Below are 18,847 nucleotides of genomic sequence, written 5' to 3' on the forward strand. Positions count from 1 at the left end.
ACACATTGCGCCATGTTATTACCCTGGCTAATACTTATTCCCTTCATCGGTGGCCTGCTAAGTTGGCAGGCTGAACGAATCGGCTCGCAAGTTCCTCGCTGGGTTGCGTTGCTGACGATGGGATTAACACTCGTTATTTCTGTGCAACTGTGGTTGCAAGGTGACTATCAACTGATTAGTGTTGATGGTGCACCTCGCTGGACAGAGTTTTACTTTGTACCGTGGATCCCTGCTTTGGGGATTAATATTCAGTTTGCACTTGATGGCATGTCATTATTGATGGTGGTATTAACTGCTATTTTAGGTATTTTAGCGGTGCTCTCTTCATGGAGCGAAAATCAACCATCACAAGGGGCTTTCCATTTCAACCTGCTGTGGATCTTAGCAGGTGTTATGGGGGTATTCTTAGCGACTGACTTGTTCTTATTCTTCTTCTTTTGGGAAATGATGTTGATCCCAATGTATTTCCTTATCTCTCTTTGGGGACATAAAGGAAGTAGCGATGAAAAACATGTTAGTGCAGCAACTAAGTTCTTTATTTATACACAGGCGAGTGGCCTGTTAATGTTGCTGGCCATTATCGGTTTAGCTGTCGCTTTTTACAGCAAAACAGGTATTTGGACGTTTAATTATGACACCTTACTACAAGCGCACACCTTATTAGGTAGTGAACTGCAATTTATTCTGATGCTTGGCTTCTTTGCTGCATTCGCAGTAAAAATGCCAATTGTCCCCGTTCATGGCTGGCTAGCTGATGCACATGCAGAAGCACCAACGGCGGGCTCTGTTGACTTATCAGGTATTTTGCTAAAAACAGCCGCTTACGGTTTATTACGTTTTAACTTACCGTTATTCCCAGAAGCGTCTGCATTACTGGCACCTGTTGCGATGTGGCTAGGCTTAATCACCGTATTCTACGCTGCACTGTTAGCATTCCGTCAAACGGATATTAAACGTCTGGCCGCTTACAGTAGTATTTCTCACATGGGCTTTATCGTAATTGCGATTTATGCTGGCTCTGTTTTGGCTTACCAAGGTGCGATTATTCAAATGATCACCAATGGTTTGTCTGCTGCTGGTCTGTTTATCATGTGTGGCATGCTGTATGAGCGTTTAGGTACGCGTGATATGAATCAAATGGGTGGATTGTGGAAAAGCATCCGTTTCTTACCAGCATTTTCACTGTTCTTTGCGGTTGCCTCTTTAGGTATGCCAGGAACAGGTAACTTTGTTGGTGAGTTTATGATCCTATTTGGTACTTATGGCCACTTTAAGCTGATCACTATTATTTCGGTCTTTGGGTTAGTTTTTGCTTCTGTCTACGCTTTGTGGATGATGCAACAGGCTTACTATGGTTCACCGAAAACAGCAGAAAGAACCTATAAAGGGTTAAATCTGAGAGAATTTTTGATCCTGTTTATCTTGGTGGTTTTATTGGTTATTTTGGGCTTCTTCCCACAACCAGTATTAGATACTTCGATATCAGCAATGGAAAATCTCCAGACTTGGTATTCCGCTTCTCTTTCAACAGTAAGGCTGTAATTCGCCATGACAATAACTCCTGAACAATTGATCGCAATGCTACCGCTGTTAGTCGTCATCTTGACGGTGGTGGTTGTGATGCTGTCCATTGCGTGGCGACGCGATCACTTTACTATTGCCACCTTGACAGCAACTGGTTTTATCATCGCTCTCGGATCACTTTACTACGTTAATGCATTAGGCGTAGTTGATGTGACCACCCTCTACCATGTAGATGGTTATTCCAGCTTTTTCACGGCATTAACTATTATTGCTGGTTTAGGCACGGTTGCTTTTGCTTATCCTTGGTTGGAAGGCTATCAAGATAATAAAGAAGAGTTTTATATGCTGGTGGCGATTGCTGTCATTGGCGGTATTTTACTCTCTTCTGCGCACCACTTGGCGTCAATGTTTATTGGTATTGAGTTACTAACATTGCCGTTATTTGGTCTGATTGGTTATGCTTTCCAACAACGTCCTTCACTGGAAGCGAGCATTAAATATATGCTGCTTTCTGCGGCGGCCTCTTCTTTCTTGTTATTTGGTATGGCACTACTTTATGCTGAAGCAGGAAATCTCTCCTTTACGGCGATGGGGCAAAGTTTAAGTGATAGCAATATCCATAAACCATTAGTACTTGCTGGGTTAGGCATGATGTTAGTGGGAATTGGTTTTAAGCTCTCTTTATTCCCATTCCAATTATGGACACCGGATGTATACCAAGGTGCACCAGCACCAACAGGTGCATTTTTAGCGACAGCGAGCAAGATTGGTATATTTGCGGTAGTGATGCGCTTATTCCTTGAAGCACCGGCGGCGGATAGCGAAACATTACGCATGATCTTAGGCTTTATGGCTATTGCCTCTATCCTGTTTGGTAATATCATGGCGCTGACTCAGAAGAACGTAAAACGTTTACTCGGTTACTCTTCTGTCTCTCACCTTGGTTATTTACTGGTTGCATTAATTGTCTTGCAATATAGCCCTATACTGGCACAAGAAACCGCTGAGATTTATTTAGCAGGTTATCTCTTTGCAAGTTTAGGTGCATTTGGTGCGATTGCTGTGGCTTCTAGCCCGTACAATAAAGGTGAATTAGAGTCTCTTGAAGATTATCGTGGGCTTTTCTGGCGTCGTCCTGTTGCTGCCGTCGTGATGTCATTAATGATGCTATCACTGGCAGGGGTGCCAATAACATTAGGCTTTATTGGTAAACTGTATGTTATTCTTGCGGGTATTGATTCAAGTTTGTGGTGGTTAACAGGCATGGTAGTGTTAGGTAGTGCGATAGGTTTATTCTACTATCTACGTGCTGCAGCTATCGTTTTCTTACGTAAACCAGATAACGATAATGCACCAGCGGTTACGACCACATCACAAAATATGGCAACATTAATTACTTTAGTTTGCGCCATTATCGTGATTGTATTAGGTGTATGGCCACAACCATTGATTGAGCTGACACGTTTTGCAATTATTGCACCTGCGATAAATTAATTTTTATCTGCCCGTTGTTATGATAAAGAGCCTGATATTTTATCAGGCTCTTCAAACTACGGAAAAGTCCTCGCTTTTAGTTAGAAGTTTGATCTACTCAGGTTAGTACAAATAGTGAGCTAACCGATATGTTAAAAGAATACCTTCCCCCAGCAATTTTTGTTCGCAACAATCCCCCTTGATAAACTTGTTCCTGAAGATGACCTTATTCATAAAGTCGATACCATTATGGACTTTGAATTTATTTATGATGTTGTTGCTTATACCGAGTGAATGCACCAGATTATATTGAACGGTTCTATATCTACTATACCAATCATACCCCCTGTTTTAAGGGGGTTATGATGTCTGGCTAGTGAAAATATTATTGATAATGGTGTGAAAAGTGATTAAGGAATACAAGATGAGGTGAGAGCACGGTTTTTGCCTCGGAAAGATTGCGTTTTAATTGTATCAGTTGCTCTATTAATGTATGCCAATACTGCTCTAATAGCGATAATTGTTGATTTAACATATCAATATATTGATTGATTTCTGTGACTGCATAATAACGACTTAGGGTAAATAAGAGAGCTTGTTTTTTCTGTTCTAGTTTGGTTAGATTTTTTATCTGTATCAAATAGTTATCAATAAGAGTATGACGTGTCTCTACCAGTTTTTGGTAAGAAAACCCTTTCTCCAGATGGGTAAAAAATTGCTTTAGCAGATCGATAAAAACAGAGAGAATATCTTTTTCTGAAGAAGCCAACTGCAGTTTAGAAATTGTCTGTTTACTTGGCAGGTGAGAGGTAAAAAAATCGAGGATATTTTTATTATAAATAATATCTTCACTTTTAGTAATTATATCGAGTTGTTCTTTAATTTCATTAATCGATAACTTTTGCTTGGCTATTTTCTCATTGATTTCAATAGATATTTCTTCTTTATTTCTAATTAATTTATCTATTTCACTAATAATAGTGGTGGTTGTTAAGAGCTGTTTTTTATCATTAATAAAACTGATGTGCTTTTCTATAATTTCTATAGATTCAGTTAATTCATCTTTAAATAACTGCTCAATAAACATTTTCTCTTGGAGCAGTTTTTCTGATAATTGCTGTGTTAACTCTCTATCAGCCATTGCATGATTAATTTCATTAATATTTTTAAATATCCCTGTTAACAATTTCTGGTTTAGCCGGCTTTTTAGCAGAATAGAGAAAATAATTATTTCATCATAAATTTTATTATTGTTTATTGATATGGTAATAAGATTATGATTTAAGATATTATCATGTTCAAATAGTTCAGAAGTTATTTTTCTAATTGATTTAATAGTATGGAAAAATTGATTGCAATCAAATTCCTGTAATTGCGAAGTTACGCTATTCATAACATTTCCTTTTGTTATTTAGATGAATAAAAAGAGGATAAAGCTTCATCAAATACCGCCATCATTTCCTTTGAGTAACCGACCACCATATACCAAGGTGCAATGATTTTTTCTAAATAAATACTAAATCTAATTAACTCCATTGCATTATCAATTTTTTTAAAATTAATTAATGAAGCATTAATTTCAGTTAAAATTGTTTGCCACATATAAAGAAGATGCTCCACAGACATATCAGCATCTTCAATATATTGTTCTATTTCGTCTAAATCGACTTGAAAACGTTGTAAACACTCAGAAATAGTTGATTGTTGTTTTATTCCTTTATTGATATTATGTAGTTTCTCTATTGTTTCATTTCTTTTTTTACGGATTTTTTCAGCTTTTGAACCAAAGATCCCTCCAGTAATGATCACACCAATAATACCGAATGCTAACCCCGTAAAGGCGAGTTTCACGAAGTGTTGATACTCTTTTTTTAATATTTCAATTTCATTTTCTAATAAAATTCTCTGTTCATTTAGTGAGTCATCACTATTATCAAAAAAATCATTAATATATTTCTTTTTATTAATGATATCATAATAAATTGAATGACATATATTACCTTTACTATTTTCACCTCCCACAATTTCTATTCTAAAATCATAAATCATGTTTTTTATTTTTAAGGTATTATTATATTGCTCATTAATATCATTTTTCATGCTTTCTAAAATGGCAACAAGTTGCTTAGACACTTTTTTATCTTGTGTTGAATATTTTATTGAACTGAGTTCTTCTGGTGTGATATCTTCAATTTTCCTATTTATTTTTTTTATAATTGGCATTTTATTAATAAATGCCAATAGTTGCTCACCTGTACTCGTGATTTCTCTACCGGTGATCTCTAAATCAATAGCTTGCTGTTTTACTGAGTATTCAATTTTTTGCCATTCAAAGGCATGTGTTCTCATATTTAAGAAGAGGGTTTGAATAGTTTCAGCTGATATTTGGGAAATGTTAATATCTTCGTAGCCTAATAATTCAATAATAGTGTCTTTTTGATAAGGTAATTTTAATACTTTATCAATATAAGATTTGATTTTATTAAGATCATAAGGTGTAAAAATACCCGCACTACGTCCATGATCGATATTTTTACCTAGAATTAAGCTAAGAGTGACTTCGGGAAGTTGGTATTGTTCAATCACTTTATCTATATGATCAAGGGTGGTTGTATCCATATAACCTCTCTTATGTATAATTATTTGTTATGATTAAGGCATAATTTAGAAGTGATCTGTTTTCCATTTGCGATTATCTGGTCAATGCTTCTCCTTTGTAACATGAAAACAACAAAAGTTTGATAAATGACAAAGGTTATAATTAATCAGCACTTTGATAATTCTTATAGAGACGTATAATCTTTCTTTTCATTAGTAGTAGGTATTTAGAGTGGAAAAGGTTAATCCTGTGTTTTCGACACTGTACGAAAAAGTTAAAAATATAAATCTGACAGCACAAGATGATCTTTTACATTTGAAAGTTATCTTGCCATCAGAGGTGTCATTTTCCTTACTTTCATGGCTAGCAGCACAAACGTATTACCCGCAATTTTATTGGCAACATCGTGATGAAAGCGAAGAAGTAGCCGTTTGTGGACAAGTTAAGTGCTTTAATCATATCCGTGATGCTCATCGATTTTTAGCAACACATCGGCATTCATTGCATGCTGATGATGTGCGTATTTGGGGATTAAACGCGTGGGATACCATTATTCCAGGGCGTATTGATAAAGAAAGGGGGGATGATGCTTACCTTTTTTTACCTCGTATTGAAATAAGACGTCAGCAACAACTGTCGATCCATATTAATTTATTGGCAGAAGAAGATAAGCAAAGTGCGCTTGCTTTTATTCGCTCACTTAAAAATGCACTGAATATTGCACCTTTATCTGTCAAAGTAACATCTGTAGAGCACTCGTTAACGCAACAGCAATGGACTGACTATCTTAATATTGCTTTAGATGAAATCAATCAAGGCGTATTTGAAAAAGTAGTACCTGCACGGGCAACCTGCTTAAGCTTAGATAATCCGTTAAAAGCTATTCAATTTATGAAAGCAAGTCGAGATGTTAATCATCATTGCTATCATTATATGCTGGCTTTTTCACCTACTGATGCTTTTATGGGCTCATCACCAGAAAGATTGTATAAACGCGATGAATTTGTGCTTTATACCGAAGCGTTGGCGGGCACTGTGGCAAGTTCTGATAATGAACAACAGGCCATAGCATTTGCTGATTGGCTAATGAACGATAAAAAAAATCAACATGAAAATCTGGTGGTAGTTGATGATATTTGTCAGCGATTACAAGGTGGGATAGAAGGGATTGATGTATCATCAGCAGATGTGATCCGCTTACGTAAAGTGCAACATCTGCGTCGCTATATCCACGGTAAACTTATCCATGCTGATGATGTGGATTGTTTACAGCGTTTACAACCTACCGCGGCTGTTTGTGGCTTACCGCGCTCTATTGCGCGCACTTTTATTCGTCAACATGAACCTTTTGAACGCCGTTGGTATGCTGGCTCTGCGGGCTATTTGTCTTTGCCTCATGCCGAATTTGCGGTTAGCCTGCGTTGCGGTGAATTGCATGATGATGCATTAACGCTTTATGCTGGCGCAGGGGTGGTTGCGGGATCTGATCCTTTGCAAGAGTGGGCTGAAATTGAAAATAAAGCAGCAGGTTTACGCACTTTATTAGAAAAAGAGTGTTGAATTCTTTGCAGTTTATCCAATGGCTCTCATAATATATAAACTGGGTGTTGATAAGTAGTACTGATTAGGATGCCATTTAGTGCTACTTTCAACTCGTCACTGCATCTTGTTAATAAATTAATGTTATTCTTGTGCTAGCTAGTGTTATTGCTATCTTTTTTGTTAACGATAAAAATTAAGCCTAAAAAGATAAGTACTTTAGCTTAAATAATACACTCTTATCAGAGTTCTTTTTCACGATTTATTTAACGAAAACTTCTGTTCATTGAACTAGGCTAAGGAAAAGTATTTAGGAACAGATATTATAATAGTCATTGCAGGTTTTCGTTATTGGGATGATCAATGTCTAATAGTTCGTTTAATCGCCAATGGGCTAAAGTTATACTGGAAACTTTGACTCGTCATGGTTTACGTCATATCTGTATCGCACCCGGATCACGTTCAACGCCTTTAACGCTTGCGGCAGCCGCCAATCATAAACTTATTTGTCATACGCATTTCGATGAGCGTGGTTTAGGTCACTTAGCATTAGGTTTGGCAAAAGCCACTCAACAGCCTGTTGCAGTGATTGTCACCTCAGGTACCGCAGTGGCAAACTTATACCCCGCTTTAATTGAAGCGGGACTTACTGGTGAACGGGTGATCTTTCTCACGGCAGATAGACCGCCTGAGCTGATTAATTGTGGCGCCAATCAGGCTATACGCCAACAAGGTATTTTTGCCAGCCATCCCTCAGAAACACTCTCTTTACCACGCCCTACAGCAGATATTTCTGCTCGTTGGCTGGTTTCTACATTAGATAATGCCATGAATAATCTTGTGCATGGTGCTTTGCATGTAAACTGCCCTTTTGCAGAGCCATTATATGGTGATGATATAGAGCATGACACACCATGGACACAAGCATTAGGAAAGTGGTGGCAAAGTGATAAACCTTGGTTACAAGAAACGCTTTCTCCCTCTGTGACTACACACCCTCAATGGGATCGACTACGTCAGAAAAAAGGGGTCGTTATTGCTGGACGTATTAGTGCGAAAGAGGGGATTGCCGTTGCCAAATGGGCCTCAAAATTGGGATGGCCTCTGTTAGGTGATGTGTTATCACAAACTGGACAACCACTACCTTGTGCTGATTTATGGCTAAATAATCCACAAGTGAAGGCTGAATTAAACCAAGCAGAAATAGTGATCCAATTTGGCTCTAGTTTAACAGGCAAACGCTTATTACAATGGCAAGCGAATTGCTCACCGCAAATGTATTGGGTGATTGATGCTATTCCGGGACGTTTAGATCCGGGGCATCATCAAGGGGAGAAATTTACCTTATCCCCGAGTCAATGGTTAACGGCACATCCTGCTATTGATAATTTACCTTGGGCGTTGTCATTAAGTCATATTGCTACACAAACTTATCAACATGTTACTGAAGTAACAGACTATTTTGGTGAAGCACAAGTTGCTCATCAGTTAGATCATTTACTTCCTCACAATGGCCAGCTTTTTGTTGGCAATAGTTTAATTGTGCGCTTAATTGATGCTTTTGCACAATTGCCACAGGGCTATCCTGTTATGAGTAATCGTGGTGCTAGTGGCATTGATGGATTACTTTCAACCTCAGCAGGTGTTCATCGAGCCACTCAAAAACCGACGTTAACTATCTTGGGTGATTTATCGGCATTATATGATTTAAATAGTTTGGCACTACATCAACAAGTCTATGCCCCAAATGTGGTGATTATCGTCAATAACAATGGTGGGCAGATATTCTCTATGTTACCGACGCCTATGGCAGAGCGGGAGCGTTTTTACTGTATGCCCCATGCTTTAAATTTTAAACATGCTGCTGCCATGTTTGGTTTAGATTATGTTGCACCAAACTGTTGGGATGATCTGTTTACTACAGTGACTGCATGTTGGCAGGGGGAAGCCAAAACAACATTAATTGAATTGATTGTCAATGAAACTGAGGGTGCTGAAACCTTAAATCAGTTGGTAAAACAGGTAACCGCTTATGACTTTAGCTTGTAGGCAATATAACACGCATAACGAAGGGCCATGGTTAGTTTGGTTGCATGGACTATTAGGAGACAGTCATGAGTGGGAGACCGTCATTAAGGCTTGCCATGAATATCCCTCACTCGTGATTGATTTGCCCCGTCATGGTAACTCTGCCTCTATTGGGGTAAATAATTTTGTCGAGATGAGTGCATTACTCCATGACACTTTAAAAGAATACGATATTAATCATTACTGGCTGATTGGTTACTCTTTAGGTGGCAGAATTGCGATGTATCACGCATGTTTTGGTGAAACATCGGGATTAATGGGATTGATTGTTGAAGGGGGAAACCCAGGTTTATATGATGCAATAGAAAGACAAAACCGTATTGCACATGATAAACGTTGGGCCGCGCGTTTTCGCAATGAACCTATTAATGATGTATTAACGCAATGGTATCAACAGCCTGTCTTTGCTGATTTAAGCGATGAAATGCGTCAGTTATTAGTTGAAAAACGCAGTAGTAATGCAGGTTTTTGTATTGCGGAAAGTTTAGAAACACTCTCTTTAGGCCATCAGCCTTGGTTAGTTGCAGAATTACAACAACTCACCTTACCCTTTATTTGGTTGTGTGGTGAGCAAGATAAAAAATTTCAATCAATAGCGCAGCAATATTCGCTGCCATTAACGACTATCCCGCAAGCTGGTCATAATGCCCATCAGGCACAGCCTGATGCTTATGCTGCGGTGATAAACCATGTATTATCCCTCTTTGGTTAAAGGAACCTAATTATGCTTTACCCGAGCGAAGAAAAGCTATATGCACCGATTGAATGGCAGGATTGTTCTGAAGGTTTTGAAGATATCCTCTACCACAAATCTGTCGATGGCATTGCCAAAATTACGATTAACCGCCCGCAAGTGCGTAATGCTTTCCGTCCTTTGACTGTGAAAGAGATGATCCAAGCATTAGCCGATGCACGTTACGATGACTCAATTGGTACTATTATTCTTACTGGTGCTGGCGAAAAAGCGTTTTGTGCCGGTGGTGACCAAAAGATCCGTGGTGACTACGGTGGATACCGTGATGAAAGTGGCACTCACCACTTGAACGTATTAGATTTCCAACGCCAAATTCGTACTTGTCCTAAACCCGTTGTTGCTATGGTGGCTGGTTACTCCATTGGTGGTGGTCATGTATTACATATGATGTGTGATTTAACCATTGCTGCAGACAATGCCATTTTTGGTCAAACTGGTCCTAAAGTAGGCTCATTTGATGGTGGATGGGGTGCTTCTTATATGGCACGTATTGTCGGGCAGAAGAAAGCTCGCGAAATCTGGTTCTTATGCCGCCAATATAATGCGCAAGAAGCATTAGATATGGGATTGGTAAATACCGTTGTTCCTTATGCTTCTCTTGAAAAAGAAACGGTACGTTGGTGTCGTGAAATGCTAGAAAATAGCCCAATGGCACTACGTTGCTTGAAAGCAGCATTAAATGCTGACTGTGATGGTCAAGCGGGTCTGCAAGAATTGGCTGGTAATGCAACCATGCTGTTTTATATGACAGATGAAGGTCAAGAAGGACGTAATGCTTTTAATGAAAAACGTCATCCTGATTTCACTAAATTTAAACGTAACCCATAATGCGAAACGCCAAACTCTATTCATTCAGCCTGCCAATGGAGGCAGGTGTTGTTCTGCGCTACCAAAGATTAAAAACGCGTGATGGTTTTCTTGTCTGTTTAGAGCAAAATGGCAAACAAGGTTGGGGTGAAATTTCACCTCTTCCTGAGTTTAGCCATGAAACGTTAGAACAAGCACAAGATGCCGCACAATCTTGGCTAGCAGCTTGGTGTCTAGGTGAAAATCCTACTGACAGTGAATTGCCAAGTGTCGCTTTTGGTATTAGTTGCGCATTAGCAGAGCTTGAAGGCACTTTACCAGAAGAAGCCAATTATCGTGCCGCACCTTTATGCAACGGTGATCCTGATGACTTAATTTTAAGTCTTAATGAAATGAGCGGGGAGAAAGTTGCTAAAGTTAAGGTCGGTCTGTATGAAGCGGTACGAGATGGTATTGTCGTCAACTTATTACTAGAGGCAATCCCCGACTTAAAACTAAGACTTGATGCCAATCGCAGTTGGACGCCAGCTAAAGCAGAAGGTTTTGCCAAGTACGTGAACCCACAATGGCGCGACCGTATTGCATTTTTAGAAGAGCCATGCAAAACCCCAGAAGAGTCACTCGCCTTTTCACAAGCAACAGGTATCAATATTGCTTGGGATGAGACTGTGCGTGATGAAGGTTTTGAAGTGAAAGCTCAAGAGGGTGTTACGGCGATTGTTATCAAGCCTACGCTAGTAGGAAGTCTTGCTCGTTGCCAATCTATCGTTGAACAAGCGCATGCTTTAGGTCTAGAGGCTATTATTAGCTCGAGTATTGAAAGTAGCTTTGGATTGACACAACTGGCAAGAGTGGCTCAGTGGTTAACGCCAGATTCTATTCCCGGTTTAGATACCGTTGATCTTATCAAACAACAACTTATTCGTTGTTGGCCAGATGTAGATATTCCGCTTATCACGCTTGAACAGCTTAAGACAGTATGGCAACAGTAGTTAATTTTACACAATGGCCGTGGCATCACTGGGCGCAGCTTAACCCAAATGAAACGGCCATCATATTCGGTGATTCACCTATAACATGGCAACAATTAAGTTGTCATATTAATCAATTGGCGAACCATTTAGCGAAACAGGGTGTTAATACTAAAAGTACCGTGTTGCTACGTGGTAAAAATCATATCCATGTTGTTTTTACGCTACTTGCTGTTTTTCAATGCGGTGCAAAAGTATTACCGTTAGATCCTCAGCTCCCTAAGTCTCTACTTGATGATTTATTACCCCATTTAAACATCGATTTTTATGCTGATTTAAGTGGATCAACACTTGAGTTAGATGCGAGGTTACTCGATCTTTCTGGTGTCGAATTCAATAACAAATCACATCAAGATAAAAATAACATGGCAGGTGTTGCATGGGCATCTTCTCGTATGGCAACACTGATCTTAACCTCTGGATCATCAGGTCTACCTAAAGCCGCTGTGCATACTTTTCAAGCTCATCTTTGTAGTGCAGAAGGTGTTCTTGAATTGATACCCTTTGAAAAAAGCGACAGTTGGTTATTGTCTTTACCTCTCTTTCATGTATCTGGGCAAGGAATTCTTTGGCGTTGGTTATTACGAGGCGCTACCTTGGTAGTGCGTAATATGCACCCCTTTATTGCTGCTTTGCAAGGCTGTACTCATGCTTCTTTAGTGCCAACGCAACTTTGGCGTTTATTACAAAATACACAACAGGATAGTTCGCAGCCCATCACATTAAAAGCTGTTTTATTAGGGGGAGCGATGATCCCAACTGAATTAACCCAATGTGCGGAAAGTAAAGGTATTCAGTGTTGGTGTGGTTATGGCATGACTGAAATGGCCTCTACTGTTTGTGCAAAACGCGCAGATGGTAAAGCGGGAGTTGGTACGCCATTAAAGGGTAAAGCGGTCAGATTAGTGGATAATGAAATCCAGATCAAATCTGATAGTGTTGCATTAGGATATTGGTTTGATGGTCAATTAAAGCCGTTATCACAGACTCAGGATGATTGGTATGCAACACGGGATAGAGGTTGTTTTAAAGAGGGGGAATGGTGCATTTTAGGGCGATTAGATAATCTGTTTTTTAGTGCGGGTGAAGGTATACAGCCAGAAGATATTGAAAAGGTGCTAAATAGTCACCCGAATGTTCGCCAAACATTTATTGTCCCGATTGACGATATTGAATTTGGTCAACGTCCCGTTGCTGTTGTTGATACTGATATTGAGACAATTAATCAATTACCACAATGGTATCATACGCGTTTAGCAGGCTTTCAACGTCCCATCGCTTGTTTACTATTACCAGAACAGCTAAAGAGTGGGGGGATCAAAATCTCTCGTAAACAAGTGCAACAGTGGGTGAAAGGGCAACAAGTAAATTGATATTGCGATTTTATCGAACGACTTTAAGAAAGGCGCCCAAACTACAGGCGCCTTATTATTTTGCCGAGTTGCTCACAGGGCTTCTTGTTATCAGGTTATTTAGCGTCTTTCCCTTCTAACACTTTAATCGCTTTTTCAACGCCAGCGCCATATTCAGGATGAACTTTGGTAAATAAGTCGATTTGACGTTGTTGTGTTTCTTTACTTGCTTGTGATAATTCGCCCGCAATACGCGCAAACATACGTTGATGCTCGTCATCGCTTAATAGCTCATACAGTGCACGAGGTTGGCTGAAATAATCTTCATCTTCACGATGGTTCCAGTGATCGGCTGCACCTTCAATAGAAAGTGGTGGCTCTTTAAAGTCAGGTTGCTCTTGGAACACACCGCCACTATTTGGCTCATAAGTAATACCATTACCACTATTACCATCAACACGCATAGCACCATCACGATGATAATTATGGAATGGGCATTTTGGGGCATTAACAGGGATTTGATGATGGTTAACGCCTAAACGGTAACGATGTGCATCACCATAAGAGAATAGACGACCTTGTAACATCTTATCTGGTGAGAAACTAATACCTGGAACAATATTCGCAGGGCTAAATGCAGCTTGTTCAACATCAGAGAAGTAGTTATCTGGATTACGGTTTAACTCAAAGTAACCGACATCCATGAGTGGATAATCAGCATGTGGCCAAACTTTGGTTAAATCAAATGGGTTATAAGGCACGGTTGATGCCTCTTTTTCTGGCATGATCTGAATTTGTAACTTCCAACGCGGATAATCACCACGTTCAATGGCTTCAAAAAGATCACGCTGAGAGCTTTCTCTATCTTTACCTACTAGAGCTTCCGCTTCATCATCCATTAAGTTCTTGATGCCTTGTTGGCAACGGAAATGGAATTTAACCCAGAAACGTTCATTATCTTTATTGATAAAGCTATAAGTGTGGCTACCAAAACCATGCACAAAGCGATAGCTTAAAGGTAAACCACGATCGCTCATATCGATAGTTAATTGGTGTAGAGATTCTGGTAAATGAGAAAAGAAATCCCATTTATAAGCCATATTACGCATATTAGTGCGAGGGTCACGTTTTACGATATGGTTAAGGTCAGGGAATTTAAGGGGATCACGTAGATAGAATACAGGAGTATTATTACCCACCATATCCCAGTTACCTTCTTCTGTATAAAATTTTAAGGCAAATCCACGAATATCGCGCTCAGCATCAGCTGCACCACGTTCACCCGCCACTGTTGAAAAACGAGCAAACATTTCTGTTTTTTTACCCACTTCAGAGAAAATTTTAGCTCGAGTATATTTCGTAATATCGTGAGTGACCGTAAATGTACCAAAGGCACCAGAGCCTTTTGCGTGCATACGTCTTTCAGGAATAACTTCACGATCAAAATGGGCAAGTTTTTCTAAAAACCAGACATCTTGTAGTAACATTGGGCCACGAGGTCCTGCTGTTATTACATTATTATTATCTACAACTGGTGCACCAGCCGCCGTTGTGAGCTTTTTCTTTTCCATCACATCTTCTCCAATTTGTGGAATAGTGAACATTAAAAAATAGCATGGGTGAATAAAACGAAGCGAACAGCCTTATATTTATTATGGTTAAATTTTACTGTAATTCCACTTTAGCAAGATTAAAATTATTAATAAAACCCATTGGACCGATAGTATTGATAGATGTAACTTATTTACATAGATTGAAAAATCTAAACATTGACTTTCAATTCTCAGTAAAATTGTTTAATAAATTTGCTGTATAATTATAAGTTGGGAAAATTATTTGCTGGGGTAATCATAATGAAAAAGTTTTTATTATTAGGAGCAATGAGCGCATTGCTTATTTCTGCTAATGCCAATGCCATATCGATGAATGTGCAAGCGGGTAAACATTATACCGATGTACAAGCAGGTTTAGGTGATGCCGATTCTGGACTTTCTTTTAACGGTAATTGGGCACGTAGTGATCACGATGGTCAATTAGGTAGTTTAGGTGCAAAATTTGCGTTACCTCTTGGCCCATTCTCAGCAAGCGTTGGTGGTAAAGCACTTTACCTCTCCCCCAAAAATGGTGATGACGGCGCGGCATTAGCTGGTGGTGTTGGACTTAATTGGCGTGTTTTACCTTCACTGAGTGTTTATGGTGAAGCTTATGCTTCGCCGGAAGGATTAACCTCAGGAAGTAAATCCTATTATGAAGCGGATGTTGGTGCTAAATACACGGTATTTAAACCACTTCATGTTAATGCGGGTTATCGGGTGATTGAAATTGAAAACGCGCATAATCACAGTAACAATAAACTTGCTGATGGTTTCTATGTAGGAGCTGGTTTAAGTTTCTAATATCAATAACGGGAACATTAGGTTTTTCCCGTTTAGTTATTTATTTTTAGCAGGTGTTACAATTAACACCTGCTTTTTATTTGATTTTTATCAGCTAATGGTGATTAACCCACTTGTGGCAATATATTAAAGGTAATCGCTATTTGAATACCAATCACCACTAACCCGCAGATAAATACAATGGCTAAGGCTGGATTACCGCCTTTAACTTTATAATGCTCTGTAGTCTGCTTTTGCTGTCTTACTTTCCATACCAGTAGTGCTGGTAATAATAGTGCGAGAATAGATAAAGCAATTGCGGCATAGGCTAAGGCTTGCACAAAGTTAGGGAAAAATAACGCACAGAATAGCGGTGGAACAAAGGTTAATAAACCAGATTGAAAACGACCAGATGCGCGATTACTGCGTTTAAACAAATCAGCTAGATAATCAAATAATCCTAATGCTACGCCTAAGAAAGAGGTGGCGAGTGCAAGGGCTGCGAAAAGGTTGACAGCAATATTGACTCGCGGTGTAGCAACCACATCACGGATGGCGGTGAGTAGGCCATTTAAGCCAGATTCTTGGGCTAAAATCCCCATAAAGGTGGTGGTAGGAATAGCTCCTAATGTTGCTAATTGCCATAAAATATAAGCAATAAGAGGGATTGCGCTACCTACGATAAATATTAGGCGTAGTTTTTTGATATTGCCATCCATGTAGCTGACAATACTGGGTACACTACCGTGGAAACCAAAAGAGGTAAAAATAACCGGGATCGCAGAAAGAACGAGCCCCTGAGCGATAGGCATAGAGGTTAAGTTGACTTTTTCCACATGGGGTAACATGACTACCAGCATAAAAATTAAGAAAATAACTTTTGCTGTAAAGAGTAAGCGGTTAATCATATCCACAGAAGTGGTACCAATACCGACTACCGCACCACCAATAACTGTAAAGATAATGATACCTTGTGTGATGGTTATCTTATGACCAATCCAAGAAGATAAAGTCGAAGCTAATAATTCACCCGCACCACTGATATAAGCCGTTGTTAAAGCATACATAAGAAGTAGCAAAGCTAAACCTGTAACGACTTGTCCTCCAATACCCAGATAACGTTTCGCAATAGAGCCAAGGCCTGTATGGGGATCGTTGTATTGATAGACTTCCACTAATAAAAGCGCGGTGTAACTCATTAATAGCCATAAGCCCACCAGCAATAACACCATGGTACTAAAGCCAATACCCACAGCAGCAAGTGGCATTGCCAACATTCCTGCACCAATTGTTGTTCCTGCAACAATAAATACACTGCCTATAGTGCGATTTTTCACAAAGTCCTCGTTTTTCCAAACTATTTTACCTAGTTAAAAGTAGGGTATAAGAATGGTAAATTTCTGTCAAATTTTAATTACGATTGGTGTAATCTTTTGTTTACAAAATAAAAGGGATATAAAAAAACGCCAACAAAATGTTGGCGCTATTTAACATGTCTTTGGTTGTTGAATGACAAAAAAAGATTAATTAATCATCAAGCTCAACCATTCTTCTTATTTGATCACGATTAATTTGTTTGATTGCACCGGTTTCAGCATCTTTATAAATAATTAATCCGGTAGACTCATCTTCTTGAGGTTTATCTGTGGTCAAAATAGTTTGCCCATCGACGGTTTCAATTTTTTGTGGCGATGAACAACCTGCTAATAGCAGTAAAGAGAAAGAGGCGGCACAAATCGGTAAAATAGTTTTTAGTTTCATAGTAACGATCCTTTTTATAACTCTGTTATTTAACTTTAGTTAAAAATACGCATTTGTGTTAGAAAAAGAACAATATAAGAAAACAGTGATCATTATAGTCAATGGTTTTACTTTGTGCAGATCTCGATTTCGATATCACTCACAGGGTGACAGCTACAAGGTAAAATTTCATCAGCTTGAATAAATGCCAATGGCTCATTGCGATAACATACTTTGCCTTTTACTAAGCGTAATCGGCAAGAGCCACAATAACCTTCTCGGCATTGATATTCGATTTGAATTTTGCTGCGCTCTAACGTCTCCAACAAGGAAGGATGCGTTTCAGAGCTAAATTCTAATGCGGTTGATAGACCCTGCTGGTGCAGGGTCACTTTATGAGATGCCATAATGTATAGCGCTAGTTCTCTGTTTTACAGTTCGAAGTTACTTAAATCATCAGTATCTACTTGTGAGTCGATTTGACCTACTAGATATGAGCTTACTTCAACTTCTTGTGGTGCAACTTGCACATTATCAGATACTAACCAAGCATTAATCCATGGAATAGGGTTTGAACGTGCTTTAAACGGCAATTTAAGTCCTACTGCCTGCATACGAATATTAGTAATATATTCAACATATTGGCAAAGGATCTCTTTATTTAAACCGATCATAGAGCCTTCTGAGAATAGGTATTCTGCCCACTCTTTTTCTTGCTCTGCTGCTTCAACAAATAGGTCATAACATTCTTGTTCGCATTCTGCGGCAATTTCGGCCATTTCAGGATCATCTTGACCTGAACGCAGTAAATTGAGCATATGCTGTGTGCCAGTTAAGTGTAATGCTTCATCACGGGCAATCAATTTAATGATTTTAGCGTTACCTTCCATCAGTTCGCGCTCTGCAAAGGCAAATGAACAGGCAAAGCTGACATAGAAACGAATCGCTTCTAAAGCATTAACACTCATTAAGCATAGGTAAAGCTGTTTTTTGAGCTTACGTAAAGTAACTTCAACAGTTTTACCTTTTATTTGATGCGTACCTTCACCAAACATATGGTAAAGGTTAGTTAAATTGATTAACTCATCATAATAAGATGAGATATCACGAGCACGTTTTAAAATCTCTTCATTTTCAACAATATCATCAAAAACGACCGACGGATCGTTGACGATATTACGAATAATATGGGTATAAGAGCGTGAATGGATGGTTTCAGAGAACGACCATGTTTCTACCCAAGTTTCTAATTCTGGAATCGAAATTAAAGGTAAAAATGCCACGTTAGGGCTTCTACCTTGGATCGAATCAAGCAGAGTTTGATATTTTAAATTACTAATAAAAATGTGTTTTTCGTGATCGGGAAGCGCATTGTAGTCAATACGATCACGAGAAACATCAACTTCTTCTGGACGCCAGAAGAAAGAGAGTTGCTTTTCAATTAGTTTTTCAAAAATAGGGTACTTTTGCTGATCATAACGCGCTACGTTAACAGGTTGCCCAAAAAACATGGGCTCCTGAAGCTGATCATTTCTAACTTGTGAAAAAGTGGTATAAGACATAGC

Annotated in this window: 16 protein-coding genes; 9 read left to right on the plus strand and 7 right to left on the minus strand. The window is 39.0% G+C overall.

The features are described from left to right. The first annotated feature begins 12 nt into the window (after window positions 1–12). Both nuoM and nuoN read left to right on the plus strand, forming a co-directional pair. The gene (nuoM, locus tag AACU95_RS08990) at window positions 13–1,542 is read left to right on the plus strand and encodes an NADH-quinone oxidoreductase subunit M (RefSeq protein ID WP_004243685.1); all 1,530 of its coding nucleotides are present in this window, start codon (window positions 13–15) and stop codon (window positions 1,540–1,542) included. A 6-nt stretch (window positions 1,543–1,548) separates the two neighbouring features. Next, window positions 1,549–3,018 carry an NADH-quinone oxidoreductase subunit NuoN gene (gene nuoN, locus AACU95_RS08995; protein WP_012368100.1) on the plus strand — a complete coding sequence of 490 codons (1,470 nt, stop codon included), beginning with the start codon at window positions 1,549–1,551 and terminating at the stop codon, window positions 3,016–3,018. A gap of 364 nt (window positions 3,019–3,382) precedes the next feature. Here the strand turns inward: nuoN and AACU95_RS09000 are convergent, their stop codons facing one another. Then, window positions 3,383–4,390 (minus strand): alpha-xenorhabdolysin family binary toxin subunit B, encoded by a 1,008-nt coding sequence (locus tag AACU95_RS09000; protein ID WP_004243678.1) that lies wholly within the window; start codon window positions 4,388–4,390, stop codon window positions 3,383–3,385. Window positions 4,391–4,404: 14 nt separating this feature from the next. Beyond that, window positions 4,405–5,616 carry an alpha-xenorhabdolysin family binary toxin subunit A gene (locus tag AACU95_RS09005; RefSeq protein ID WP_004243675.1) on the minus strand — a complete coding sequence of 404 codons (1,212 nt, stop codon included), beginning with the start codon at window positions 5,614–5,616 and terminating at the stop codon, window positions 4,405–4,407. Window positions 5,617–5,827: 211 nt separating this feature from the next. Here AACU95_RS09005 and AACU95_RS09010 point away from each other — a divergent pair, with 211 nt between their 5' ends. The 6 genes from AACU95_RS09010 to menE all read left to right on the plus strand — a co-directional run bounded on the left by AACU95_RS09010 (window position 5,828) and on the right by menE (window position 13,188). After that, a complete protein-coding gene (locus AACU95_RS09010; protein WP_012368099.1) occupies window positions 5,828–7,156 on the plus strand; it encodes an isochorismate synthase in 1,329 nt (442 codons plus the stop codon). Window positions 7,157–7,498: 342 nt separating this feature from the next. Beyond that, window positions 7,499–9,184: a 2-succinyl-5-enolpyruvyl-6-hydroxy-3-cyclohexene-1-carboxylic-acid synthase gene (gene menD / locus AACU95_RS09015; RefSeq protein WP_012368098.1), complete on the plus strand. Its 1,686-nt coding sequence runs from the start codon at window positions 7,499–7,501 to the stop codon at window positions 9,182–9,184. Beyond that, window positions 9,168–9,935 carry a 2-succinyl-6-hydroxy-2,4-cyclohexadiene-1-carboxylate synthase gene (gene menH / locus AACU95_RS09020; RefSeq protein ID WP_004243671.1) on the plus strand — a complete coding sequence of 256 codons (768 nt, stop codon included), beginning with the start codon at window positions 9,168–9,170 and terminating at the stop codon, window positions 9,933–9,935. Before menD ends, menH begins: the two co-directional genes overlap by 17 nt. A 12-nt stretch (window positions 9,936–9,947) precedes the next feature. After that, complete coding sequence (gene menB / locus AACU95_RS09025; protein WP_004243669.1) at window positions 9,948–10,805, plus strand: 1,4-dihydroxy-2-naphthoyl-CoA synthase; 858 nt, start codon at window positions 9,948–9,950, stop codon at window positions 10,803–10,805. After that, window positions 10,805–11,776, plus strand: a complete 972-nt coding sequence (gene menC, locus AACU95_RS09030) for an o-succinylbenzoate synthase (protein WP_004243667.1) — start codon at window positions 10,805–10,807, stop codon at window positions 11,774–11,776. The genes menB and menC overlap by 1 nt, the downstream gene beginning before the upstream one ends. Next, a complete protein-coding gene (gene menE / locus AACU95_RS09035) occupies window positions 11,764–13,188 on the plus strand; it encodes an o-succinylbenzoate--CoA ligase (protein WP_087741154.1) in 1,425 nt (474 codons plus the stop codon). The genes menC and menE overlap by 13 nt, the downstream gene beginning before the upstream one ends. Before the next feature lie 95 nt (window positions 13,189–13,283). Here the strand turns inward: menE and AACU95_RS09040 are convergent, their stop codons facing one another. Then, the gene (locus AACU95_RS09040; RefSeq protein ID WP_004248382.1) at window positions 13,284–14,738 is read right to left on the minus strand and encodes a catalase; all 1,455 of its coding nucleotides are present in this window, start codon (window positions 14,736–14,738) and stop codon (window positions 13,284–13,286) included. A gap of 282 nt (window positions 14,739–15,020) precedes the next feature. Between AACU95_RS09040 and AACU95_RS09045 the strand changes: the two genes are divergently transcribed. Then, window positions 15,021–15,563: a YfaZ family outer membrane protein gene (locus tag AACU95_RS09045; RefSeq protein WP_004248380.1), complete on the plus strand. Its 543-nt coding sequence runs from the start codon at window positions 15,021–15,023 to the stop codon at window positions 15,561–15,563. A 104-nt stretch (window positions 15,564–15,667) separates the two neighbouring features. Here AACU95_RS09045 and tyrP read toward each other — a convergent pair whose 3' ends face one another. The 4 genes from tyrP to nrdB form a co-directional block, all read right to left on the minus strand. Continuing rightward, entirely contained in the window at window positions 15,668–16,879 is a 1,212-nt protein-coding gene (tyrP, locus tag AACU95_RS09050) for a tyrosine transporter TyrP (protein WP_036907803.1), read from the minus strand. Window positions 16,880–17,069: 190 nt separating this feature from the next. Continuing rightward, the gene (locus AACU95_RS09055) at window positions 17,070–17,303 is read right to left on the minus strand and encodes a YgdI/YgdR family lipoprotein (protein WP_004243656.1); all 234 of its coding nucleotides are present in this window, start codon (window positions 17,301–17,303) and stop codon (window positions 17,070–17,072) included. 107 nt (window positions 17,304–17,410) lie between these two features. Further along, the gene (gene yfaE, locus AACU95_RS09060; RefSeq protein ID WP_004243655.1) at window positions 17,411–17,689 is read right to left on the minus strand and encodes a class I ribonucleotide reductase maintenance protein YfaE; all 279 of its coding nucleotides are present in this window, start codon (window positions 17,687–17,689) and stop codon (window positions 17,411–17,413) included. 24 nt (window positions 17,690–17,713) lie between these two features. Continuing rightward, window positions 17,714–18,844 carry a class Ia ribonucleoside-diphosphate reductase subunit beta gene (gene nrdB / locus AACU95_RS09065; protein ID WP_004248376.1) on the minus strand — a complete coding sequence of 377 codons (1,131 nt, stop codon included), beginning with the start codon at window positions 18,842–18,844 and terminating at the stop codon, window positions 17,714–17,716. Window positions 18,845–18,847: the final 3 nt, after the last annotated feature.

Source organism: Proteus sp. G4415 (genome assembly GCF_963896075.1).
In the GTDB taxonomy this organism is placed as follows: domain Bacteria; phylum Pseudomonadota; class Gammaproteobacteria; order Enterobacterales; family Enterobacteriaceae; genus Proteus; species Proteus mirabilis.